The sequence below is a fragment of the Rhizobacter sp. genome (assembly GCF_046595475.1).
GTDB lineage: Bacteria > Pseudomonadota > Gammaproteobacteria > Burkholderiales > Burkholderiaceae_C > Rhizobacter.
Genome location: NZ_JBKJOQ010000091.1, coordinates 71,239 through 94,919 on the forward strand (window position 1 = coordinate 71,239; position 23,681 = coordinate 94,919).

General features: G+C 63.9%; 20 protein-coding genes and 1 pseudogene. 15 read left to right on the forward strand and 6 right to left on the reverse strand.

Annotated features, from left to right (window positions below; all coding sequences use genetic code 11):
* The first annotated feature begins 351 nt into the window (after nt 1-351).
* The 5 genes from AC30QB_RS16340 (at nt 352) to AC30QB_RS16360 (ending at nt 4,057) form a co-directional block, all read left to right on the forward strand.
* On the forward strand, nt 352-1,500 hold the full coding sequence (locus AC30QB_RS16340) for an Acg family FMN-binding oxidoreductase (protein WP_489547307.1): 1,149 nt from the start codon (nt 352-354) through the stop codon (nt 1,498-1,500).
* Nucleotides 1,501-1,517: 17 nt separating this feature from the next.
* A complete protein-coding gene (locus AC30QB_RS16345; protein ID WP_489547308.1) occupies nt 1,518-2,324 on the forward strand; it encodes a CPBP family intramembrane glutamic endopeptidase in 807 nt (268 codons plus the stop codon).
* Complete coding sequence (locus AC30QB_RS16350) at nt 2,324-2,698, forward strand: hypothetical protein (protein ID WP_489547309.1); 375 nt, start codon at nt 2,324-2,326, stop codon at nt 2,696-2,698. The genes AC30QB_RS16345 and AC30QB_RS16350 overlap by 1 nt, the downstream gene beginning before the upstream one ends.
* A 145-nt stretch (nt 2,699-2,843) precedes the next feature.
* The gene (locus AC30QB_RS16355; RefSeq protein ID WP_489547310.1) at nt 2,844-3,050 is read left to right on the forward strand and encodes a hypothetical protein; all 207 of its coding nucleotides are present in this window, start codon (nt 2,844-2,846) and stop codon (nt 3,048-3,050) included.
* The gene (locus tag AC30QB_RS16360) at nt 3,047-4,057 is read left to right on the forward strand and encodes an alpha/beta hydrolase (protein WP_489547311.1); all 1,011 of its coding nucleotides are present in this window, start codon (nt 3,047-3,049) and stop codon (nt 4,055-4,057) included. Before AC30QB_RS16355 ends, AC30QB_RS16360 begins: the two co-directional genes overlap by 4 nt.
* 117 nt (nt 4,058-4,174) lie before the next feature.
* On the opposite strand, the gene AC30QB_RS16365 is transcribed toward AC30QB_RS16360, so the two are convergent.
* The 4 genes from AC30QB_RS16365 to AC30QB_RS16380 all read right to left on the reverse strand — a co-directional run bounded on the left by AC30QB_RS16365 (nt 4,175) and on the right by AC30QB_RS16380 (nt 9,251).
* Nucleotides 4,175-5,404, reverse strand: a complete 1,230-nt coding sequence (locus AC30QB_RS16365) for an efflux RND transporter periplasmic adaptor subunit (RefSeq protein ID WP_489547312.1) — start codon at nt 5,402-5,404, stop codon at nt 4,175-4,177.
* A gap of 30 nt (nt 5,405-5,434) precedes the next feature.
* Nucleotides 5,435-7,822 (reverse strand): ABC transporter permease, encoded by a 2,388-nt coding sequence (locus AC30QB_RS16370; protein WP_489547313.1) that lies wholly within the window; start codon nt 7,820-7,822, stop codon nt 5,435-5,437.
* A 10-nt stretch (nt 7,823-7,832) separates the two neighbouring features.
* Complete coding sequence (locus tag AC30QB_RS16375) at nt 7,833-8,519, reverse strand: ABC transporter ATP-binding protein (protein ID WP_489547353.1); 687 nt, start codon at nt 8,517-8,519, stop codon at nt 7,833-7,835.
* A 102-nt stretch (nt 8,520-8,621) separates the two neighbouring features.
* On the reverse strand, nt 8,622-9,251 hold the full coding sequence (locus AC30QB_RS16380; RefSeq protein ID WP_489547314.1) for an NAD(P)-dependent oxidoreductase: 630 nt from the start codon (nt 9,249-9,251) through the stop codon (nt 8,622-8,624).
* A 116-nt stretch (nt 9,252-9,367) separates the two neighbouring features.
* On the opposite strand from AC30QB_RS16380, the gene AC30QB_RS16385 reads away from it, so the two are divergent.
* Nucleotides 9,368-10,054 (forward strand): NAD(P)-dependent oxidoreductase, encoded by a 687-nt coding sequence (locus AC30QB_RS16385; RefSeq protein WP_489547315.1) that lies wholly within the window; start codon nt 9,368-9,370, stop codon nt 10,052-10,054.
* Between the two features lie 109 nt (nt 10,055-10,163).
* Nucleotides 10,164-10,702 (forward strand): annotated as a pseudogene (locus AC30QB_RS16390) (zinc-binding dehydrogenase); the annotation flags it as partial.
* A gap of 111 nt (nt 10,703-10,813) precedes the next feature.
* Here AC30QB_RS16390 and AC30QB_RS16395 read toward each other — a convergent pair.
* A complete protein-coding gene (locus tag AC30QB_RS16395; protein WP_489547316.1) occupies nt 10,814-11,137 on the reverse strand; it encodes a DUF3562 domain-containing protein in 324 nt (107 codons plus the stop codon).
* A 282-nt stretch (nt 11,138-11,419) separates the two neighbouring features.
* On the opposite strand from AC30QB_RS16395, the gene AC30QB_RS16400 reads away from it, so the two are divergent.
* The 6 genes from AC30QB_RS16400 (at nt 11,420) to AC30QB_RS16425 (ending at nt 21,214) form a co-directional block, all read left to right on the forward strand.
* Nucleotides 11,420-13,456: a phosphate transport regulator gene (locus AC30QB_RS16400; protein ID WP_489547317.1), complete on the forward strand. Its 2,037-nt coding sequence runs from the start codon at nt 11,420-11,422 to the stop codon at nt 13,454-13,456.
* The gene (locus tag AC30QB_RS16405; protein WP_489547318.1) at nt 13,453-15,150 is read left to right on the forward strand and encodes a PEP/pyruvate-binding domain-containing protein; all 1,698 of its coding nucleotides are present in this window, start codon (nt 13,453-13,455) and stop codon (nt 15,148-15,150) included. Before AC30QB_RS16400 ends, AC30QB_RS16405 begins: the two co-directional genes overlap by 4 nt.
* 15 nt (nt 15,151-15,165) lie before the next feature.
* On the forward strand, nt 15,166-17,952 hold the full coding sequence (gene mgtA / locus AC30QB_RS16410) for a magnesium-translocating P-type ATPase (RefSeq protein WP_489547319.1): 2,787 nt from the start codon (nt 15,166-15,168) through the stop codon (nt 17,950-17,952).
* A 76-nt stretch (nt 17,953-18,028) separates the two neighbouring features.
* On the forward strand, nt 18,029-19,765 hold the full coding sequence (locus AC30QB_RS16415) for a PHA/PHB synthase family protein (protein WP_489547320.1): 1,737 nt from the start codon (nt 18,029-18,031) through the stop codon (nt 19,763-19,765).
* A gap of 9 nt (nt 19,766-19,774) precedes the next feature.
* Complete coding sequence (gene fabI / locus AC30QB_RS16420) at nt 19,775-20,575, forward strand: enoyl-ACP reductase FabI (RefSeq protein WP_489547321.1); 801 nt, start codon at nt 19,775-19,777, stop codon at nt 20,573-20,575.
* Between the two features lie 3 nt (nt 20,576-20,578).
* On the forward strand, nt 20,579-21,214 hold the full coding sequence (locus AC30QB_RS16425) for a MaoC/PaaZ C-terminal domain-containing protein (RefSeq protein WP_489547322.1): 636 nt from the start codon (nt 20,579-20,581) through the stop codon (nt 21,212-21,214).
* A 426-nt stretch (nt 21,215-21,640) separates the two neighbouring features.
* Here AC30QB_RS16425 and AC30QB_RS16430 read toward each other — a convergent pair whose 3' ends face one another.
* Nucleotides 21,641-22,312 carry a hypothetical protein gene (locus tag AC30QB_RS16430; RefSeq protein ID WP_489547323.1) on the reverse strand — a complete coding sequence of 224 codons (672 nt, stop codon included), beginning with the start codon at nt 22,310-22,312 and terminating at the stop codon, nt 21,641-21,643.
* A 755-nt stretch (nt 22,313-23,067) separates the two neighbouring features.
* Between AC30QB_RS16430 and AC30QB_RS16435 the strand changes: the two genes are divergently transcribed.
* Together AC30QB_RS16435 and AC30QB_RS16440 are read left to right on the forward strand one after the other, a co-directional pair.
* On the forward strand, nt 23,068-23,400 hold the full coding sequence (locus tag AC30QB_RS16435; protein WP_489547324.1) for a hypothetical protein: 333 nt from the start codon (nt 23,068-23,070) through the stop codon (nt 23,398-23,400).
* Nucleotides 23,401-23,415: 15 nt separating this feature from the next.
* Nucleotides 23,416-23,646 carry a hypothetical protein gene (locus AC30QB_RS16440; protein ID WP_489547325.1) on the forward strand — a complete coding sequence of 77 codons (231 nt, stop codon included), beginning with the start codon at nt 23,416-23,418 and terminating at the stop codon, nt 23,644-23,646.
* Nucleotides 23,647-23,681 lie beyond the last annotated feature (35 nt).

The window sequence follows — 23,681 nt, forward strand, 5'->3', positions numbered from 1 at the left end:
TACGAGCACGTCTGAATCGAGCCTCCTTCGAGCTCGATAGCTCGATGAACGATGATCTCCAGCTCGCTGGAAAGCGGCCCGTGGTCAGTGACTCTTCATGGCCGTTATGGCAAGACTTGCATAACGGCCACGAGCCAACGGTTGCGAGAGTCAGCAACGTGACAGTTCCCGTCCGATCGCTCGCGTTGGACCCTGACGAATCGCATTAAGTCTCCAGTGAACCGCGGCGCAAACACGCCTGTTCTGGGTTCACCAAATTCGGCTTCCCGCGCGGCGATAACCCGACCCTGGATCCGAACGTCTGGCGCTGCGTTCGGCAACGAACAGACTGGTTTGCCCGGATCGGGCAAAGTGGAATTGATTGCGACCCATGACGTGAGCTTTTCACCAGCAAGCCCGGAATCCCCATCCCGAAGGAATCTTCTTCTGGCGGCTGCTTCCATTTCGGCCACGCCAGCGTTGACCGCCTGCTCAGCAGGCGACGCCGAGCAGAGTGCTGCTCGCGCTCTGAGAACGCCTGGGCCGCAGTCCTCCGGCTCTGAAGTTTTCGCGTTGCGTGACTTGGTGCGTCAGGCCACTTTGGCGCCTTCGAGCCACAACACGCAATGCTGGCGCTTCCAGATCGCCGAGAAGTCGATCGCCATCGCGCCCGACCTCAGGCGTCGCTGCCCGGCCGTCGACCCCGACGACCATCACCTCTTTGTGTCGATGGGTTGCGCCGCAGAGAATATGGTGCACGCCGCGCTGGCGACAGGACTGCACGCCGACCCGCGCTTCGATCCCGTTGGCGACTGTGTCATTGCTGTGAGCCTGGAACCGACTCAGAAGCGGACCTCACCGCTGTTTCAGGCGATTGCCGAGCGGCAGTGCACCCGCGGCGACTACGACGGCCAACCGATCTCAACTGCCGAGTTGCGCCAGCTCGAGCAGGCGGGCACCGGGGATGGCGTCAGCGTGCGGCTGTTGACTGCCCGCCCGGCCATGGAAAGCGTGCTCGAATACGTCGTGGCGGCCAACACGGCGCAGATGAACGACGCTGCGTTCGTCGCAGAACTCAAGGGATGGATCCGCTTCGGTTCCGGCGAGGCGCTTCGCACCGGCGATGGGCTGTTCGCTGGCGCCTCAGGCAACCCCGTGATGCCGCGCTGGCTGGGCAGCCGGATGATGGGTCTGTTCTTCACGCCGAAGACCGAGAACGAACGCTATACGCGCCAGCTTCGCAATTCGGCCGGCATCGCAGTATTCGTCTCCGACCGCAACGACAAGGCACATTGGGTCGAGGCCGGCCGTTGCTACGAGCGCTTCGCGCTGCAGGCCACGGCGCTGGGCATCAGGAATGCTTTCCTGAATCAACCCGTCGAGGTCGGGGCCATGCGGCCGCAATTTGCCACATGGCTCGCAATCGACCGCAAACAGCGGCCCGACCTGGTGGTGCGCTTCGGTCGCGGACCGATCATGCCCTTGTCGATGCGCAGGCAGGTGCAGGCGGTTCTGGCCTGACGGCCGGGTCCACCCACATGCGCCATCCGCTGATCTGCTTCTTCGCCTTGGCCTACGGCATCTCGTGGCTGGTCTGGGCGCCACTGTGGCTGCCTGCGCTGGGCGTGAACGGTTTGCCGGTGCTTCGCTACCACCACGCGCTCGGCGCACTGGGCCCGATCGCCGCGGCGTTCATCCTCTCCTCTGTAGAGAGCGGCCGCGCTGGGCCACGCGATCTGCTGCGCAGGATGGGCCTGTGGCGAGGACGGGCCGTCTGGGCGCTGCTCGCACTCCTGGGGCCGTACGCGCTCCTCCTGTTGGGACTCCTCGCAGCGGCGTTGTTGGAGGGTCGCGCTCCGCTGTTGGCGAACTTGGGGCGGGCAGCCGAGTTTCCACAATTCTCAGCACTCGAATTCCTAGCCTACAACCTCTTCACGTTCGGCTTTGGCGAAGAAGTGGGCTGGAGAGGATTCGCGCTGCCACGCTTGCAGCAGCGCCACTCTGCCTTCATCGCGACGCTGTGGCTCACGCTGGGATGGGCGATCTGGCATGCACCTCTGTTCCTCTATCGCCCCGGTTTCACGGAGATGGGTATCGCGGGTTTGATCGGTTGGCTGTTCAGCCTGCTGACAGGCGCGGTCCTGCTCACTTGGCTCTACAACGAGAGCTGGGGCAGCCTGCTTGTCGTGGCGCTTTTTCACGCCGGGGTCGACGTGGCATTCACGTCAGCTGCTTCATCGCCCGTTGTGGTGAACACCGCGGGTGCACTCATCACGCTGTGGGGCGTCGCCGTCGTGCTGACAGTCGGCCGACGCCACCTGGCTTCACAAAGGAAACACCCTTAATGAACGCAGTGGCATGGACTGCGTCAGGCCTCGGCCTGGTCGTGGCCGCTGGCATCGGGCTGATCGCGTTCGGCAGCGCACGCTGGGCCGGTGCGACTCAGGCGCAAATGGCCGGTCAGTTGACGGCGGGTTTGGGAACACCTATCAGGTACGAGTCTCCCAGCCTATGGCACTTCTACCGCACGCTGCGCCGCGATGGTCGCGAGCCCGGCTTGATCCTGGTGATGCTGCTGCTGCACATGCTGCCGCGATTCACGGGCACGCCACCCGTGACGCACACGGTGGCAGACCTGACGGGCCGAGCGCGGATAGAGTTTGCGCAGTTCGTCGCGGCCCATCGGGACGAGTTGCTCTTGTCACAGGCTAGGCCATGACAGTGCAGATGCCCGCGCCCCCTAGCCCGGTGGCGACTTCCATGCCCCTGGTTGATGTCCGGGAGGTGCACTCCACATGGTCTCTGCCGGCGTTCTTCGCCCTTGCGTTTGTTTGGTCTTGGACGTGGGGGTCCTGATGACGCGGATGTTTGCTCACACCGGGAGCCTGCTGCTGGCCGTGCTGATGCACGCGAGCTTCACGAGTTGGTTGCTCGTGTTGTTTCCAGCTACGTCGTTCGAGCAGGGCTTGGCCTGGCAGATCACGTTGGCTGCTGGGCTGTGGCTGGTGGTGGCCGTTGTCGTCGGGGCTTCCACACATTCCTGGGGACGTAAATGTCGCGACGTGCGATGACCATCCTGGCATCGGTGCTGATCGGCGGCCTGTTCGTGCTTCTCGGCTCGCTCTGGCTCGTCAGCCCGGGCCTGCCACAGCCGTTCCTCGACGAGAACAGCAACGTCATCGCGAGAAGCATTTCCGAGAAGGTGTTCATCGACGTCAACGGCGTGCGTCAGGGGATGTTCATCAAAGGCAGGGACTCGACGCACCCGCTGTTGCTCTACCTGCACGGCGGCATGCCCGACTATTTCTTGACGCAGCAACACCCGACCGGGATGGACGAGGGCTTCACCGTCGTCTGGTGGGAGCAGCGCGGCTCCGGCATCTCGTACGCCTCCGACATTCCGCGCGAGACGCTCACGGTAGAGCAACTGATCGCCGACACGCTGACTGTGACCGACTACCTGCGCGACCGCTTCAGGCAGGACAAGATCTATCTGATGGGCCACTCCGGCGGCAGCTTCATCGGCATTCAGGCGGCCGCTCGCGCCCCCGAGCGTTATCACGCCTACATTGGTGTCGCGCAGATGTCGTATCAGATCGAGTCTGAGCGGTTGGCATATGACTACATGCTGCGCGAGTACGGGGCGCGCGGGAACAGCTCGATGGTGAAGAAGCTCGAGGTCGCACCGGTCACATTGGATGGCGTGCCGGCCGCGTACGTCGCCATTCGCGACGAGGCCATGCACGAGCTCGGAATCGGCACGATGCACGACATGAGGTCACTGTTGTGGGGCCTCGTGATCCCATCGTTGCAGTTTCGTGAATACACGCTGACGGAGAAGATCAATTTGTGGCGTGTCAAGTCCGGCTCCGGCATCAGTGTCGCCTGGGACAGGATGGCCTCGTCGGACCTGAGAAAGGCAGTGCCCGAGCTTTCGATTCCCGGCTATTTTCTTGAGGGGAGGTGGGACTACACCTGCAATAACCAACTCCGGAGATCGTATTTCGACGTTCCGAGGGCGCCGGTGAAGGGGTTCTACACGTTCGAGCAGTCGGCGCACAGCCCGATATTCGAGTAGCCCAAGAGGCTCGGCGACATCTTGCGTCACGACGTGCTCAACGGGCGCTCGCAACTGGCAGACCACAAGGGCCAACAGTGATTACGGCCGTTTCGTTGATGTACCGGGCCGCCAATGTCATCCGCGCCGCGCTTTGACGCGCGCACCGTCTTTCAGCGCCGTGGGTGGGTACACCACCACGCGCTCGCCGACGTTCAGCCCTTGTGAGACCCAAGCGTGACTAGCATTACGCGCTCGCAGGGACACAGTCACCTGCTTGACGTGATTGCCGTCCAGCAAGAAGGCCGCCATTTCACCGGGCTGGCCACCCGGCCGCGGAAACACCGCACTGACCGGCAGCTGCAGCGCCTTGTCGGTTTGCAGCACCACCAATCGAACGCCGACCCGAAAGCCATCGCCCAATGTGGGCCACTGCGCGCGCGGGCTGGTGATGTCGATCAGCACGTTGACGCGCTGCTCTTCCACGCCCAGCGCCGAGACCTTGGTGAAGGCCGACGGTTCGACCCGCCGCACGCTGCCCGCCAATACCCCCGGGCCGCCCCACTGCTCGATGCGCACGAGCGTGCCTGGCGGGGTCTGCATGGCGTCGGCACTGAGAAGCTGCGCCACCACCTCCAGCCGGCCCAGGTCGCCCAGCTCCATGACCGGTGTGCCCATCGCCACTGTGGCTTCGCTAGGCTGCAACACGCGCAGCACCTTGCCGGCCACCGGAGCACGCAACTCGAAGGCGCGCGCCGATACCGTGCTGGCCGGTTGGCGCAGCACGTCCAAAGCGGCGCGCGCCTGTTCCATGTCGTGCTGGGCCATTTCGTGCTCCTGGATCACGGAATCGACCTCTTTGCGCGCGGCCCTGTCGGCCAGGCGGTCGGTCTCCATCCGGCTGGGCGTGATGAAACCTTCCTTCACCAACTGCTCGTTGCGGCGCAGCTCGACCGCCACCTGCGCGATGCCCAGGCGCGCGCTCTCGATGCGTGTCACGGCCCGCCGCACCATAGCCTGCGCCGACTCGAGGTGGGCGGTCTGCTCACGCAGCGCGCGTTCGTCCAGCAGCGGCGAGAGCAGCGGCGACAGGCTTGCGAGCACCGCGCCCGCGACCACGCTGTCGCCCTCGCGCAGCGCGATGCGCGACAAGCGGCCGGCCAACGGCGCCGAGACTGTGAAGCGATCGGCCATCCGTGTCTTGCCGTCTTCGTCGATGCTCTGCTCGAAGGGCCCCTCAGTCACCGTGGCCAGGTCCACCTCCATCGCGCGCGGCGCCAAGGCCCAGGCCAGCAAGGCCAGGGCTGCCACGGCGCTGCCTGCGGCCATCCAGCGTGTGCGATGGCTGGTTTTGCTTGTCTCAGCCATGTGTGCTCATTTGCATATTTACTCCCGTGCTCATTCTCGTGTTTTCAAAGCGGCCACCATGTCGAGCTGGTCGATGTGCCGGCGCACCACCAGCGCGCTGGCAATGGCCGCCGTCAGCACGCACAGCGCGGCCCAGGCAAAGGTGCGGGCGCGGATGACGACCGGGAACGCGAACTGGTCCGACGCCAACGCCGCCGCCATGCCTTCCACCAGGCCGTAGCCCATCAACATGCCCAGCGGCAGCGCCAGCGCGATGAAGATCGCCATCTCGCCCAGCAGCAGGCCCGAGACTTCAGCGCGTGTGAAGCCCAGCACGCGCAGGCTGGCCAGCTCCCAGGTGCGTTCGGCCAACGCGATGCGTGCGTTGTTGTAGACCACGCCCACGGCAATGATGCTGGCGAACGCGGTCAGCACCGTGCTCATGATGTTGATGTTGCGCGCGCTGACCTCCTGCATGTTGCGCAGCAACGTGCCTTTGCTGAAGGCGCCTGAGACCATCGGCATCTCGCGCGTGGCGGCCAGCAGTTCGGCCTCGCGCCCGCGCTCGACCGTCAAAGCGAATCCGCTGGACAGATTGCCGTCGCCCAGGGCACGGTTCAGCGCAGCACGGTTCATGTAGACGTTCAGTCCCATCATCTCGGCCACCAGCCCGTCCACGCGCAGCATCAGCGTGCGGGTGCGGCCCTGGCGCACCTCGGCCTGCACCGTGTCGCCTGCGCGCAGGCCCAGCTTGCGGGCCAGGCGATCGGTCAGCAGCACGCCGTCACCGAGTGGCGCGTGGGCCTGCCCGGACATGTCGACGATGCGATACAGCTCGGGCTGCAGCGCGTAGCCGCGCAGCTCACCGCGTTCGCGGCGGTGGCCGTTGACCAGGGTCACGGGTACGAAACGGGTCGATTCGGCAGCCGTCACGCCAGGAAGGTGCCGCACCTCGGCCAGCGCGGTGTTGCTGACCGGCTCGAAGGTCCATACCGCCACGTCCAGACGCATCGCCTGGTTGAACTGGTTGTCGACGATGACCTCGATCGCATCGCGCAGATAGTTGCCCATCACCACCAGCGCCAGCGACGCCGCCACGCCGACCACCGAAAGCGCGCTGCGCCAAGGCCGGCGCTCGATGTTGCGCAGGATCATGCGCAGCGACGTGGCGATGCGCGTCAGCCCCAGGCGTTCCAGCAGCGTGCGCCGGTAGTGGCCCGGCGCCGGTGGCTGCATGGCCTCGGCTGGTGACAAGCGCACCGTGGCGCGCAACGCGTTGAGCGTGCCCAGCACGGCGGTGGCCACCGTCAGCGCCGCGCTGGTGGCGATCAACCATGGCGCAATGTGGTGATCGAACTGCGGGAAGCGGAAAGCCTCTGCATACAACCCGATGAACAACCCCCCCAGCACACGTCCCGCCAGCAAGCCCAGCACCAGGCCCGCACCGGAGATCAGCAGCACCAGCTTCAGGTAGTGCGACGCGATGGTCTTGTTCGGGTAGCCCAGCGCCTTCAGCGCCGCGATCTGTTCGCGCTGCGTGGCGACCAGGCGCGAGATCACGACGTTGAGCAGGAACACCGCCACTGCCAAGAAGATCGACGGCAGCAGCGTGCCCAGGAGCCGTTGCTGCTTGATCTCGCCTTCCAACATTAGATGCGATGTCTGGTCGCCGCGGCCAATGGCTTCACGCCCGCCATAGCGCTGCAGCGCGTTGGCGACTGTGCCCATCACCGCCGTGGCATCGGCCTGCGGCGCCAGGCGCAGCGCCACGTGGTTGAAGGCGCCCGTCATGTCGAACGCCGCGGCCAGCGCCTCGGCGTCGACCCAGAAAACGCCGAAGCCGTGCTGGTCGGGCATGCCGAACAGCCCGGCAAAAATGAACTCGGGCGACAGCGCCACGCCGGTCACTACCAGCGTGCGTTGCTTGCCATTGATCAGCGCGTTCAACCGCGCCCCGGGCTTCAGGCCATGGACCGTGGCAAAGACTTCGGACACCCAGCACGGCAGCGCGCCGTCGGGCAACGGCCGCCCGGGTGACAGCGAGTCATCGGCGGCGTGGCCGCTGCGCAGCGTGATGCGGTTCAGGCGCAGGCCGTTGCGGGCGTCGATGCCGATCAGCTGGCCGGTGATGGCGTCGCCCGCGCCGTCGCCGGCAATGCTGATCCGCACAAACTCCTCAACGGTGGTCTGCACATCGGCCACGCCGGGCACCGCGCGCAGCACCTCGGCCACTGAGTTGGGCGCGCGCTTGACGGCTGCAAACACGTCCGCAAAGTGGCTGTCGATGTAGAAGCGGTCGCGCGCCAGTGCCAATGAATCCACCGCCGACAATGTGGTGATGAATCCGCCGATACCACTGGCAACCACCAGGGCGATGGTCAGCGCCTGGCTCCACATCAGGCGCAGGTCGCGCAGCAGTTTGCGGTCGAGCGCTTTCATGACAACAGGCTCACCATGCCAGCTCCGAAGGCGACACCTTCTTGGCGTTCATCTCCACGCTCAGCACGCGCCCGTCGCCGAGCCTGATCACGCGGTCGGCCATGCCGGCAATGGCCGCGTTGTGCGTGATCACCACCGCCGTCGTGCCGAGGTCGGCGTTGATGCGCGCAATGACTTCCAGCACCAGCTTGCCGGTGGCGTAATCCAGCGCACCGGTGGGCTCGTCGCACAGCAGCACGTCGGGCTTCTTGACGATGGCGCGCGCGATCGCCACGCGCTGCTGCTCGCCGCCCGAGAGCTGCGACGGAAAGTGGTCGCGCCGGGGCGATAGCGCAACCATCGCCAGCGCCTCGTCAATGGGCATCGGGTGCGGCGCGATGTCGGTGACGAGTGCGATGTTCTCGTACACGGTCAGGCTGGGGATCAGGTTGTAGAACTGAAACACGAAGCCGACGTGTTCACGCCGATAACGTGTGAGTTCCGCCTCGCCCGCGCCGCTGAGCGCCAAGTCGCCGAAGTGCACCTTGCCGCTGCTGGGCACGTCCAGCCCACCCAGAATGTTCAGCAGCGTGGACTTGCCGCTGCCCGAGGCGCCCAGCAGCACCACAAACTCACCGCGGCCAATCTCCAGGCTGATATCGCGCAGCGCATGCACTTGCGCGTCGCCGGTGCCATACACCTTGCTCACGCCACTCATGCTGAAGACGGACGCACTGACGCCTGCCGCAATCGATGCAGACTTCTCGGCGGCTGCTTCCGGCAACACCTTGCCGCGTCTTAAGTACCTGGGCCCAGCCGCTCAAACCGTCAGCAGAGGCGACTTGCGAAGGAAGTCATCGCTGCTGAGTTGCTGAAGAACGAATGCAGCCACATCGGCGCGCGGGATCTTGCCGACCGTGACCCCAGTCAAGTCGAGCAACACGCGGTACTTGCCGCTCGCTTCGTCATTGGTCAGCTGTCCCGGGCGCACGATGACCCAATCCCTGTCGTTGTTTCGTAGCAGGTCTTCCTGCCGATCCTTGTCCTCGTAGATCGTGTGCAGCAGCGTCGGCTCGATCACGCGGTCGTAGAAGAACCCACCGTGGCCGCGGCTGTCGCCGGCACCGATGCCGGTGATGCAGACAATCCTGCGAATCGCATGCTTGTGCATGGCATCCAGCAGGTGCTGCGTGCCATCGGAAAACAGTGTCACATGCTTGAACGTCACACCGGTCCCAAGCGAACAGATCACCGCGTTATGCCCCGCCATCGCGGCGTCGACCTCCAGCCGATTCAAGATGTCGCCCGCGACAAGATGCAAATGGGGATCTGACACCGTGATTTTCGACGGGTCGCGAACGAGTGCGGTGATCTCGTGACCCTGCGCCAGACCCTGCTTGATGATCTCTTGCCCAGTGCCCCCGGTTGCCCCGATCAGAAGGAATTTCATGGCGCCCTCGCTGCTGTGTGCCACCAGCGTATGGCAAAACCATGCTGTAGTCAGTTCGCCACCGCACAGACCCACCGACTGCAGTCGTCTAGCCTGACGTAAATCTCGGGCAGTAAATGAAACGAATCTGCATCGTTGCGGCCTCGGACAAGCTCGGCCGCTATATGGTGCAGCATGCGCTCAACCGGGGCTACGAAGTGGTCGGTGGTTGTCGGCAGCGCAGTGTGGGCAAGCTCGACGCGTTCAAGGGGCAGATGTCGGTCGTTGCCGGTGAGACGAACGATCGTAAAGTCATCCGAGATGCGGTCGCGGGTTGTGACGGTGTGCTGACGGTGCTCGTCCCCTGGAGAATTCACAAATACGCGTCAGGAACGGCCCAGGCCGTGTTGGACCTTGCGCCGCCGAATGCCCGGCTCATTTTCTCCTGCGGCTGGCACATCACGCGTGACGGTCAAGGCGTTTACTCCACGACCTTCAAGACGATCGTGGGCATCGCATCCTGGCTCGAACGGGCATTGCGCATCGGCGAACTGAGCGACCAGGTCGAAGCGTGTCGCTGCGTGTTTGCCAGCGACACCCGATGGACGGTCGTGAGCTGGAGCAAGCTGGAGGGAGGCGAGAGTCAGGGACTGCCGGTATGGAGCAGGCATGTTGGTGACCCGATCCTTCAGAGCAACATCACGCGCCGTGTTGACTTCGCCTTGTTCATGGTCGATGCCCTTGAAAACGACGCGCTCATCCACGAAGCACCGGCCATCGTGCGCTGCCAGACACCGTCCGCGTTGGCTGTCAGGCCAGGGTAACCCCATGCGGGGATTTGGATTCGGCAGCGGCATTGCGCACTTCCCGATCCAGCACCCGACGAACACGGCGGCGCGTCAGTTGCCCAAGCAGAACAAGCGGTCGTCTGGATTGGCTGTGTTCACCCAGGGGCCGATCGGCCTGTGCGCCACCGCCGGCGCAAAGCTCCACGGCGCCATTGTCGTCATCGGCGTCGACAGGCTGCCCCACCGCTTGGCGATGTCCGGCCGCATGGGTGCCGGCCACGTGGTGGACGGCAGCAAGGTGGATCCGGTCGAGGAGATCCTTTGCCTGACCGGTGGGCGTGGCGTCGATGTCGCCATCGAAACTCTCGGTACGCAGGCCACCTTCGAGGCGGCATTCGCGTGTTGCGGCCGGGGGGCACCTTGTCAAGCCTCGGGGTGTATTCGACAGACCTGCCGATTCCACGGAGTGCATTCGCAGCGTGCCTGGGAGACCACCGCATCATCACCACGCTGTGCCCTGGTGGCAAGGAACGCATGCGCCGGCTGATGTCGGTGATCGAAGGCGACCGCGTGGACCTCGGTGCGATGGTCACCCACCGTTTCAGGCTCGACGACAGCGAGGCCGCGTACGACCTGTTCGGTCACCAGCGCGACCAGGTGCTCAAGGTCGCATTGACGCCATGAACGTTCGCTCAGCTGCGTTTGGGGGCAGCCGACTCCGACCGCATTCGATGCAAAGGAACCGACGGCCGGTGCTGGGAGGATTCCGGCGACTTTGCAGGGTCCGCGCCCACGCTACGTCGCCGGCAGCGGCCGGATTGCTGCCAGGTTGCCAAGCTTTTCGATGGCACGTACGCGCAGAATTTCCTGGACATTGCGAGTCGCAAAGATGTGCAGAAACTTCGTGATGTGAGCGCCGATAGCCAATTCGGCACGCTGCTGTTCGTAAAGCTTCGCGACGTCCTCGACCGGAAGGTGGGCTTCCTCCGCCAGCAACGCCACGATGCGCTTGTGGTCGGGCTGCTTGTCTTGTCGGGCGGTCATTCGATGGCCTGCGGTGGGCGTGGTGACAAGAAGATCCTGAGGTTTCGCCTTGGAGAGTGCTTTGTGCCAGCGCATGCAAGGTTTGAATATCTTGCTCTTGGAATGGCCTCGCGAATGCAGGGAGTGAAATTAGTCAGGCCAGTGAGCGAATTCGCCTCTCGTCCGAAAAGCCTACGCCTGATGTGTCGACGGGTCTGTGTGGCACCGTACCTTAGACGCCGTTTCTGAACGATTCCCGCGTGACCTGCACGCTCATTTGATTTGCATCAAACCAACTCGTCAAATTCATCGTTTGCCGCCAAGTGGTCATACGCACCGCCCAGACTCAATGACGCATCCCATCACACCAAGGCCTGAATGCAGAAATCCGAAGCCGTTGCCGCCATGGGAAAGAGCTCCCTCCTGATCCCCGCGTGGATCAAGGCAGCCCTGGCCGCCAATGATCGCCTGAAGCTGTACCTGACGATCTTGCAAGCTTCGGCAGCGCACGCGGCTCGGCCGGATGCAAAGGTTCTGGATCTCTCTCTGGAGACGACAGCAGCGGGCATCGAAGGCCGTTGGCTGCGTGAAGTGCTTGCCGGATCATCACATGTCGACGGCGCGCTTTTCATTCCTGACCTGGGTCGGATCGCGCAACGCCTGGTCGAAGACCTGCGCGTGATGGCAAGACCGCTGCTCGAAGACAACTCCGCTGGCGAGGACACCCGTGATCGGGTCAATCACTGGATCGAGTGGCTGGACCAGCTCGGCGACAACGCGAAGAACCGGCAGACGCTGAGCGAGGAACAGCTGCGGTCGCTAACCAGTGGGAAGCGGGTCAGCAAGAAGCCGGACAAACAAGTGGGCAAACGAGAGGGCAAGCGCGGCCACGGCGACGACAGCCTTCACCTGCTGGTGATGGACCTGCACAAGCAGCTCAACCGGCTCGCCGGCACCCTGTCGAACGAGCAGATCGCCGGCGCCCATGTGTGGCAACTCATCCCGGCGGACCGTGCGCGGGTGGCAGCCTTCATGCAAGGGCTGAACCGCACGGCGCCGCTCAAATTTGACCATCCCGGCCTCGACACGGCGGCCACGCGCGATGGCAAGCGGTTGCTGCTGCAAAACGACATTGGCACCAACGACGCGCACGTTTTGGTGCTGCAGGTCGAGGGCCAGACGGTCACCCTGCATTACTCCGACTTGCACCGCTCGCGCTTCGAGTTTTTCCAGGAGTTGCTGAACCCATTTGGGGCGAAGTGGGCTGAAACACAATCGAAGGTCGACGCTTCGCTGAACCAAGGTCAGGCCTACACCTTCGGTACGGCGCAATTCGTTTGCGCGACTGAAGCCGAACTCGACAAGACCTTGATGGGCATCGGCTCGCGCATCGTCTTCCTGATCGACTGGAACCGGGCACGCAAGCGCCTGCTGCCCTTCGTCGGCAAGGCCGACGCGATCGGCGTCCTGAGCGAGGCAGCGCGCCTCGACGCGGGCCACATGGCGTGGCTTAAAGTGGGCGGCGAGCAGATAATTTTCTCGGCCATGCAAGCCGCGGGTGAGGGTGCGTTTCACATCGGCGATCGCCTGAATGCCGTGCTGGGCGATCCCGATGCCAAGGCGTTCCTGGTCGAAGTGCTTTGCCTTGCGAGTAAGGCACTGCTAGCTGGCCAGCCTGCCGCGCTGGTGGTTGACGAGACCCGCATGCTGCTGGCCCGCCGAATGCGCCAGCGCAGCAGCGAGTTCGATCTGATTGAAGAGCATGCTGCGTACTGCCACGCGCTGGCGCAAGCTGTCAGCGATGGACTCGCACACGACCTGACCTCGGAGTCGGGCAAGCGGGATCACAAGGCCTCGGGCAAAGCCGCGCGCAAGTTGGCGGAGCGGGCCAAGAGTTGGGAACGCAAGGCCGATCACCTGGTGATGCGGGCCAGAGATCAAGCTCAGTGCCAGCGCCGCTGGCAACCCGTTGTGCGCCTGCTTGAACTGTCCGATGACATCGCCGATGCGCTGGAGGAGGCTGCCTTCTTGTTGAGCTTGATCGCCGAGGATCATCGGCAGGGTTGGAGCGCAGAAGTTCACGAGATCGTTTCGAAGTTGGCGCAGGCCGTGCTCTTCGCGATGCAAGAGCACATCAAGGCGCTCGCGATCGCGCGGCGCCTCGGTCACGGCAACGAGGCAGGTGACAACGACGCGTTCCTCGCCGCCTCTTGGAACGTGCTGCGCTCCGAACGGGAGTGCGACGAATTGCTGCGCGCAGCTCGCCGCGCGATCCTCGCCTCCGTGAAGGACCCTGCCGCGCTGATGCTGGCCAACAACCTCGCGATCGCACTCGAACTGGCATCTGATCGATTGCTCGTGGCGGGATATGCGCTGCGAGACGTCGCATTCGACCAGGCTGGGAACCGCGCGTGAAGACGCACCCTCCAGCGGTCGTGGCGACATGGCCCGACTCGCTGTTCCTGATCGGCTGCCTGGCGTCCGTCGGAGCAGTGCCGGTCGAGTACCAGCCTTCCGCACGCACCATGGGCTTCAAAGCCTACAACCTGCTGCGCATGTCAGGCCTGGGCTTGCCCGTGCCGCCCGCGTTCGCCATCGGCACGTCGTACTGCCGTGACGCGACAGCGCGCGCAGCGGCCGCCGACCCTGCGATCTGGCAGCCCGGTCTCGACGCCGTGGAGCGTACCGCGGGCCTGCGATTTGGCGACGCCCGTTCGCCGTTGCTGCTGTCGGTGCGCTCTGGCGCGCCCGTATCGATGCCCGGCATGATGGAAACGCTGCTTAACATCGGCCTGTGCGAGGCCACGCTGCCCGGCTTCCTGCGCCAGACCGGGAACCCGCGGCTCGTCTGGGACACCTATCGGCGACTGGTCGCCAGTTACGGTGAGGTCGTGGCCGGCGTGCCGGCGTCGGTCTTCGACGCGGAGAGCAGCGCCCTGGTCGGCACAGGCGACGAACGCGAGTTCGACTTCGCCGACCTGCGCACGCTGACCCGGCGCTTTCTGGACGTCTATGCGCGCGCGGCAGGGTTGCCTTTCCCGCAGGACCCACTGGCTCAGCTGAAGGGCGCCATCGGAGCCGTGTTCGACAGCTGGCAGTCGCCGAAAGCCTGCGAGTACAGGCGCCAGCGTGACATTGCCGACAGCATCGGCACCGCGGTCACGGTGCAGACGATGGTCTATGGCAATGCGGGGGGGCGCTCAGGCTCGGGCGTGGGCTTCAGCCGCGACCCGGTCAGCGGCGAGCCCAGCTTGTGGATCGACTTCCTCTTCAACGCCCAGGGCGAGGACGTGGTTTCGGGCCGGCGCAGCGCTTACGGCCACGAAGAGCTGGCGGCCGTGATGCCGGCGGTCTGGCAAGCGCTGACCGACACCGCCGCCAGGCTGGAGCATGAGTTCGGTGACATGCAGGATTTCGAGTTCACCGTGCATGACAGTCACCTCTACTTGCTGCAGACCCGCAATGGCAAGTGCTCTGCACAGGCGCTGGCGCGAATCACGCTCGACCTGTGCGATGCCGGCGTCATCTCTGCAGAGGTCGCGAGGGAACGCACAGCCGCACTGAATTTGGACGAGTTGGTGACCACGCGCACCGTGTCGCCCGACGGCAAACCGTTGGCGCCGTTGGCGCGTGCGGCCAGCGCCAGTGCCGGCGTCGCGATCGGTGAAATCGCATTCGATGAAGTGGCGGCCCACGCTCGCCATGCGGCGGGCGCGCCTGTGGTTCTGGTCCGCCGCGACGCCGAAACTGGTGACATTGCCGCACTTGAGCTGGCGATAGGCCTGCTGACCCAGCGCGGCGCGCGTACGTCACACGCCGCGGTGGTCGCTCGTCAACTCGGCAAGGTGTGCCTTGTCGGTTGCGCGGAGATGCAACTCGACGAAGCGAAGCGCACACTGCAAATCGCGGATACCCTTTTGCACGAGGGTGACTGGCTGACCTTGGACGGTAACGATGGCTCGGTCTACGCCGGCGCCGTGCACACCAGCAGCGAGCCATTGGTGGACCTGCAGAGTCGCCTGGCTCGCCTGCGCAAAACCGGTGGCAAGGATGCACAGCCGGTGAAGGTGTCGCGGCGGACCGCGCCACGCAAGGCCGCCACGTCATGACGGCGCAACCGCTCCGTGCTTGACGGCCTGACGCATTGGTTCAGCCGCTTCCTGCAGCGCAGGCGAGCGTTGCAGCACTTCGGCCGCCATCCCCTGGTGGACACGCTGGCGGCCACGGGCCCAGCGCAGGGTATCCCTTTTGAACTCGGCAAGCGGCTGATGCAGATATCCGAAGGGGATCCGCAGGATGCCATCGCGCGACTGGCGTCTCATGCGAACGGGCTGAGCACAGTGGAGTCGGCGGCGCGGCTTGCCAGGGACGGCCCGAACGACGTGGCGCACGAAAAGCCGCTGCCGGCCTGGGTTCACTTGTGGCTTTGCTACAAGAACCCGTTCAACCTGCTGCTGACGGTGCTCGCCGCAGTCTCGTGGCTGACGCAAGATGCAAAGGCCACGATCGTCATTGGTGCCATGGTGCTGTTGAGCACCGTCATACGGTTCGTGCAAGAGACGCGCTCGAATCGCGCTGCCGCCAGCCTGAAGGCGATGGTCAGCAACACGGCGACGGTGTTTAGGCGCCCACCCGGTCCGGTATCGCCAGCGCGGTTGCCGCAGACGCCAGGGGAGCCACAGTCCGACTCGATGCCCTCGCCTCGCCTCGAGTTGCCCTTGCGCAATCTGGTGATCGGCGAAATCGTTGCGCTCTCGGCGGGCGATATGGTGCCGGCCGACTGCCGCCTGCTGGCGTCACGCGACCTGTTCATCGCGCAGTCCGCGATGACGGGCGAATCTTTGCCGGTGGAGAAATTCTTCGATCGACACGTGAGCGCCGCCGGTCCGCTCGAACAGCCGAACCTGGTTTTCATGGGAACCAACGTCGTCTCGGGTTCAGCGACCGCCGTCGTCGCCGCCACTGGCAATGACACCTACTTCGGCAACCTGGCGAACCGCGTGACCGCCGCTGACCCGGCGCCGAACGCCTTCCAGGCCGGTGTCAACAGCGTGAGCTGGCTGCTGATCCGCTTCGCGATCGTCATGGTGCCGATCGTGCTTCTGGTCAACGGCCTCACCAAGGGCGACTGGCTCGAAGCCCTGCTGTTTGCGCTGTCGGTGGCGGTGGGTCTGACACCCGAGATGCTGCCGATGATCGTGACCTCGACGCTGGCGCGTGGCGCCGTGCGGCTGTCGCGCCAGAAGGTGATCGTCAAGCGCCTCGATGCGATCCAGAACTTCGGGGCGATGGACATCCTGTGCACGGACAAGACCGGCACGCTGACGCAGGACAAGGTGGCGCTTGGCCGCCATATCGACGCCTGGGATCAGCCTTCGGAAGAAGTGCTGAACCTCGCTTTCCTCAACAGCCACTACCAGACCGGCCTGAAGAATCTGCTCGATCGCGCGGTGCTGGCGCATGTCGACTTGACGGACGAGCTGAAGCTGGCGCAGGACTACGCCAAGGTCGACGAAGTGCCCTTCGATTTCGAGCGGCGGCGCATGTCGGTCGTGGTGTCGGAGCGCAACCACCACCATGAGCTGATTTGCAAGGGTGCGGTCGAGGAAGTGCTGGCCGTCTGCACGCACGTTCGCATCAATGACGGTGGCGGCTTGCAGGATGCGCCGTTCGACGCGCCCTTCGACGCAAGACTGCTGGCGCGCACGCAGGCGGTGGCCCGGGAACTCAACCAACAGGGCCTGCGCGTGGTGGCCCTGGCCATGAAGGAGCTGCCGACCAGCCAGACCACCTTCTCTGTCGCAGACGAATCGGGGCTGACGCTGATCGGGTACCTGGCCTTCCTGGATCCACCCAAGGAAACGGCCACTGCGGCGCTGGAGGCGCTGACCCGCCACGGCGTCACGATCAAGGTGCTGACAGGCGACAACGAGTTGGTCACAGCGCGAGTCTGCAGCCAGGTGGGCCTGACGGCCGATCCTGTTCTATTGGGCCCGCAGATCGACGCCATGACCGACGAGGCGCTGGCGGTTGCGGTGATGAAGCACCAGGTCTTCGCCAAGCTTGCGCCTGCGCACAAGGAGCGCATCGTGCGGGCCCTGCGCGCCGGCGGCCATGTGGTGGGCTTTATGGGCGACGGCATCAACGACGCGCCGGCGCTGCGCGCCGCCGACATCGGCATTTCCGTCGACAGTGCAGTGGACATCGCCAAGGAGGCTGCCGACATCATCCTGCTGGAGAAAAGCCTGATGGTGCTGGACCTGGGCGTGGTCGAGGGCCGCACGACCTTCAGCAACATGCTGAAGTACATCCGCATGACGGCAAGCTCGAATTTCGGAAACGTGTTCTCGGTGCTGGTGGCCAGCGCCTTCCTGCCGTTCCTGCCGATGCTGCCGCTGCAATTGCTGGTGCAGAACCTGCTCTACGACTTCTCGCAGACCGGCATCCCGTTCGACAACGTCGACGCCGAACTGGTCACCAAGCCGCTGAAGTGGAACCCCGACGACATCGGCCGCTTCATGCTCTTCTTCGGCCCGATCAGCTCCCTCTTCGATCTCGCCACCTTCGCGGTGATGTGGTGGGTGTTTAGCGCCAAAACGATGGCCCAACAAAGCCTGTTCCAGTCGGGCTGGTTCGTCGTCGGGCTGCTGACGCAGACGCTCATCGTCCACATGATCCGCACGCCCAGACTGCCCTTCATCCAGAGCCGTGCGGCTGCACCGCTGCTGATGACGACGGTGGTGATCATGGTCGCCGGCATCTGGCTGCCGATGGGGTCGTTGGCCGGCTACTTCAAGTTGGAGCCGCTGCCGATGCCGTACTTCGCATGGCTGGGCGCTTTTCTGCTTGGCTATGCGTTGCTGACCACCCTGATGAAGCGCTTCTACATCCGCCGCTTTGGATGGCAGTGAGCGAACGAACGCCTGCTTTCGCCCTACCGCGCGCTTGCGCGGGACAGACCCCGCCACCCAACCGCGAGATCACGCCATGACCCAGTCTTCGATCGCCCCGAATCCCAAGCCGCCAGACGCCGCAGTTCCACAAGCCAGCCCGGCACGCGATCTGGACAGCATCGTTCACGCTCAGCTCTCGCGGTTGACGATGGGTCTGTCACCGGCCTCCATGGCGGCGGCGTGTCTGGACTGGCTGGTCCACTTGGCGGTGTCACCCGGCAAGCAACAGGCGCTGGCCGACAGTGCCCTCCAAGGCGGTGCTTCGCTTGCGAGCGCCGAGCCGAAAGCCAAGGATCATCGCTTCACGGCGCCCGAATGGCAGCGCTGGCCATTCGACCAGCTTGCACGGTCGTTCCAGCAAAGCGAGGCCTGGTGGCTGGCAGCGACGACCGGCGTCCACGGTGTCAGCTCACACCACGAAAAGCAGGCCGCGTTCATGGCACGGCAGATTCTCGACATGTGGTCGCCGTCGAACTTTCTGTGGACCAACCCGGAAGTCCTGGCCACCACGATCAAGAGCGGTGGCGCCAACCTGTTGCAGGGTGCGCACAACCAGTGGCAAGACGCACTGCGTCTGCTGGACCACGGTGCTTCGGCCGACCCGGTGCCCTTCCAGCCAGGAAAGGATGTGGCCATCACGCCTGGCAAGGTGGTGTTCCGCAATCACTTGATCGAGCTGATCCAGTACGCGCCGCAGACTCAGACTGTCTTCGCAGAGCCGGTGCTGATCGTGCCGCCGTGGATCATGAAGTTCTACATCCTCGACCTGTCGCCTGTCGACTCGCTGGTGCGATTTCTCGTCGAGCAAGGTCACAGCGTCTTCATCGTGTCGTGGCTGAACCCGGGCGCTGACGATCGCAACCTAGGCATGGACGACTACCTGAAGGCTGGTGTGATGGCGGCCATGGACGCGGTAAGCAGCATCGTGCCGGAACAGAAAATCCAGGCCCTCGGTTACTGCCTGGGCGGCACCCTGCTTTCCATTGCAGCAGCATTCATGGCCCGCACCGGTGACACCCGCCTGAGCTCGCTGAGCTTGCTGGCCGCCGAGGTCGACTTCACGGAACCCGGCGACCTTTCGCTGTTCATCGACGAGAGCCAACTGCACATGCTCGACGACCTGATGGCAGACAAGGGCTATCTCGATGGCGCGCAGATGGCCGGCGCGTTCACCTTGATGAACGCACGAGACCTGCTCTGGTCGCGCATGGTCAGCGCCTACCTGATGGGCCGCAGCCCCCCAGCCAGCGATCTGGCTGCCTGGAACGCCGACGCCACGCGCATGCCTTACCGGCAGCACAGCGAATACCTGCGCGGGCTTTACCGCGACAACGACCTCGCCCAAGGGCGCTACAAGGTCGATGGCAAGCCCGTCGCATTGACGGATATCCGCGTGCCCATCTTCGTGCTCGGCATGCAGCGCGACACGGTGGCACCGTGGCGCTCGGTCTACAAGCTTCACCTGCTGACACGCGGTGAAGTGACCTTCTGCCTCAGCAGCGGCGGCCACAACGTCGGCGTCGTCAACCCGCCGGGGCCGAACGGGCTGCGAAGCTATCAGCTCGCCACCCAGGCGGTGGACGCGCACTACGTGGACCCTGATACGTGGCTGGCGACCGCGCCCGCCCACGATGGGTCGTGGTGGCCGGCCTGGACGGCATGGCTGCAGCAGCACGCCGGCCAGCGTGTCGCCCCACCGACCATGGGCAACGAGGCAGCCGGCTACATGCCGCTGGATGACGCTCCTGGGCGCTATGTCCTGATTCCCTGAGAAAGCACCATGAGTACCCACCTCAACGAAGCCGCTTCGATATCGTTGCCGAGCCTGGCCGGCAAGAAGGGCCTGATCGTCGGCATTGCGAACGAACAAAGCATCGCGTACGGCTGCGCCCAGGTGATTCGCCAGTGGGGCGGATCTATCGCCGTCGCCTACATGAACGCCAAGGCTGAGCCCCACGTCAGAACGCTTGCAGAGCGACTTGACGCCGAGCTCATCGCCCCGCTTGACGTGGAACGACCGGAGCAGATGGAGACCGTGTTCGCGCAGATCGAGCAGCACTGGGGTCGGCTGGACTTCCTCCTTCACGCCATTGCTTATGCCCCCGCCGCTGACCTGCACGGCCGGGTTGTCGACAGCAGCGCCGGAGGTTTCGCCCGCGCGATGGACATCTCTTGCCACTCGTTCGTTCGCATGGCGCGCCTGGCCGAGCCGCTGATGAAAGGCGGCGGCGCGCTGGTGACCATGAGCTACTACGGAGCCCAGAAGGTGGTGGCGAACTACGGGGTCGTGGGCCCGGTCAAGGCCGCGCTCGAAGCCACGGTGCGCTACCTCGCGGCCGAACTGGGTCCGGCGGGCATTCGCGTGCACGCGGTGTCGCCGGTCCCGATCAAGACGCGCGCCGCGTCAGGCATCGGCGAGTTCAAGAAGCTGCTCGACGACACGGCTTCGCGTGCGCCGGACCATCAACTCGTCACGATCGCCGATGTCGGGGCGATGACCGCCTTGCTGTGCAGCGACGCAGCTCGCGCCATGACAGGCAATGTCGTGTTCGTTGACGCTGGCTACCACGTGATGGGCTGAGCCATGGACATCCGAGTCGTTGCGACAGACCCGACGCCAGAGTTTTTGGAGAACCACCCCTATGCCGACATCAAGGTCGGCGACAGCGCCAGTCTCGTGCGCACGGTCACCAACCGCGACATCCAATTGTTCGCCGCGGTGTCGGGCGACGTGAATCCGGCGCACGTCGATGCGCTGTACGCGAAGAGCAGTCACTTCCACGAGATCATCGCGCACGGCATGCTGGGCGCTTCGTTGATCTCGACGGTGCTCGGCACGCGGTTTCCCGGACCGGGCACGGGCTACCTCGGCCAGAGCCTGAAGTTCCTGAAGCCGGTGCACATCGGCGACACCTTGACCGTGACGGTCACGGTCAAGGCCATGGACGCCGTCAAGCACCGCCTGATTCTTGCCACACGCTGTGTCGACCAGGCGGGCGACGTGGTGATCGACGGCGAAGCGGAGGTCATGGCACCGCTGGAAAAACTGCGCATTCATCGCACCGAGCTGCCCGAGCCTTTGTTGGCGGACAAGACCTGTGCTACGACCAGTTGCTGGCGGCAGCGAAAGACTGTCCGCGCATCAGGATGGGTGTCGTTCACGCCTGCAGCCGCGATGCACTGGAAGGCGCGCTGGATGTTTGCGCCGACCGAAAATTGACCCAACTTACTGCATGTCGAACTTTTTGTTCCCCACGTCAGGAACGCACAGCGCAGGCTGACGATTCGATGCACCAGAAGACAAGTTCGGTTCGGCAAGAAATAGGAAACTTCCCAGTCCGAGTTGCACGTGGGTTGCGTAGCGAGGTAACGCCGGAACGGCTGGCGGGTTTGAATCGAAGCGGCTGGCGCTCTGATCCGGAATACGCATTTTCGTCAGGCTGTTCAACAACACGGGTGGCAGCGTGTTCGCTGTGGCGCTGTTTCACGCCACGCTGAACCTCAGCTTCATGCTATTCCCAGTCGACGACTCGCACTTCGACATGCAACTCGGAGGCTTGGTCATGGCCTGCACGGCTGTCACGGTGACGGTGCTCTGGGGTCCAAGACCCTGGCCCGTAAGCCCTTTCGAAGGAAGGGTTGGGCATCACTGTTTGGTTGCTCCGCTTCGATCCCGAATCAGTTGAATTCCGTAGGGGGAAAATGCGATTGTCATTAGGACCGACGCCGTCAGGTTGACAAGTTCAACCCCATCAGGCGTTCCAATCAAGAGCACGCCAATCAGGAACAGAAGGCTCTGCCAGCGAGGGATAGATTTGCTCTTGAGCAAGGCCACCGCTTGAATGCCAAAGCCTATTGGCAGCAGCAATACTCCCCACAGCAAGACCTCCCAGCCACGTTTTGAGAACATGGCCAGAAGGCCGGGCATCATGTTCCAGAACTGGGTGTCGGTGAGCTGATCCATCGAACTCATGGTGAGGCATAGCGCGCCCTTGTCTGCGGCCAAGGCCAGAGCGCCTAGAACGGCGAGAGATGCCCCAACAAAGCCTGCCCACGCACCTGGACCATGATCGAGAACCTTCATAAAGTGCACGGCGACAACGATGAGCAGGGCCGTATTCAGCGTGACCAGGGCGTGCCCGAACTGAAGTAGCCCAGCGCTGCGTGCTCGGGCGATGAGTTCAATGGGGGTCAGGAAATGCGGGTGCAGAAGCCCCGGATGGACCGCAAAGGCAAATACGAAGACTAGGGGAAAGACAACGAAGGACAAGCCTGTTCCGATTCGCTTGAACGATCGAAGCGATTCATTTGCGCTCATTGCGTCTTCCTTTTGAGTCTCGGTGACGCACAACGTGTGCTGATGGCCGACAACGTGGCGCTGGTTGAAGGCGGGTGAACGACGTGCGACGCCGCGACCCGCAAAGCGAGTACGCGTTTGCACTGCCGCTGGAGCACTTTCTCTCGCAGGCGCAGGGCGGGGAATACGGGTCAAGGCCCAGCCCGGCGCGGCTTCTTATGTTCCGCCTTCCGAGGCGGTGAAGTTGACGGGCTGGCGCTTCCCCGATGCCGCAAGCCCGTCCCCACAACACCCGGTGGCGGCGCGCCTTCATTGGTGAATTCTTCTTTTTCTTTGGCCAGCGTCAAAGGCTGCTGAGGAGGGGAGGAGGAGGCGCGCTTCACGCACCCACCCCGTCGGCGCTGAGATCGATCTTGGACCTTGTGAATGCATTCATGAAGTCCCTGGCGAACAGGCGAGATTTCTCGCCCTCATATCTTGTCATCGAAAGCTCCTTTGCGACTGGTGTCAACGAGGGAACGGCTGCCGATCGCCGCCATCGACTGATCGTGCGTAGACGAGGTGAGGTCGCCGTAGCACGGCTAGCGGATTTCCCAAGAACGCAAGTCTGGCCGATTCAAAGCCTCGACTCTGTTCGCTGCGACACACAACCAGCACGAGTTGAACCATGTGCGATATGCGCCTGTATGAGCGCTAACGAACAGACGATCCAAAGACTCACGCTCAGGCATGGTGCCATGCGCCGCGGCTTCTCGCTTTGGTGAAAGGATTTCCAAATGGCATCGAGCAACACCTCATCGTTCATCAATGCAGATGTCATGATCGGGCGGCGCCCGCGCCGAAGCGGCGACGTGCGACTCTTCGGTGTGACCATCGACTGGCTGGCCTCGTTGCCCATCGGGGTTCGACCGCTTCAGCTTCCCGTCGACTTCACTCGAATCACCAATGAGCTCAGCCGGCTCTGGGACGACCCTCCGGAACTGGACCGGTACCTGTCCGAAAAAGAGGTCGATCACCGAGGGGGGCGTGTGGGCTTTCCCCCCTTGGTCGGCGAAGAGTTGAATGCGCTGCACATCTACGCAGTTCGGCGACGTCTCAGCATGCAATAGAAACGGACCACGCACATGCAATCCAACCTTTGCAATGGTCGCATCGTCGGCCCTGTTGCCTACGTCGAAGACGGCGGGAAGCCGGCGAACATTCCGCTGGGCCCGTGCCTGGTCGAGCCGATTGACGACCAGCGCGTCGACGTCATCTGGGGCACGCGTGGTCAACGCTCGGCTGTGCTGTCGTTGCATGACTTGGAGGCTGCAACGTCAAGTGGCCATCTCGTGATGCTAGAAGCCGTTGTCTGACCGCTCACGTCTCCAGCTCTGCAGCTCGACTGTCG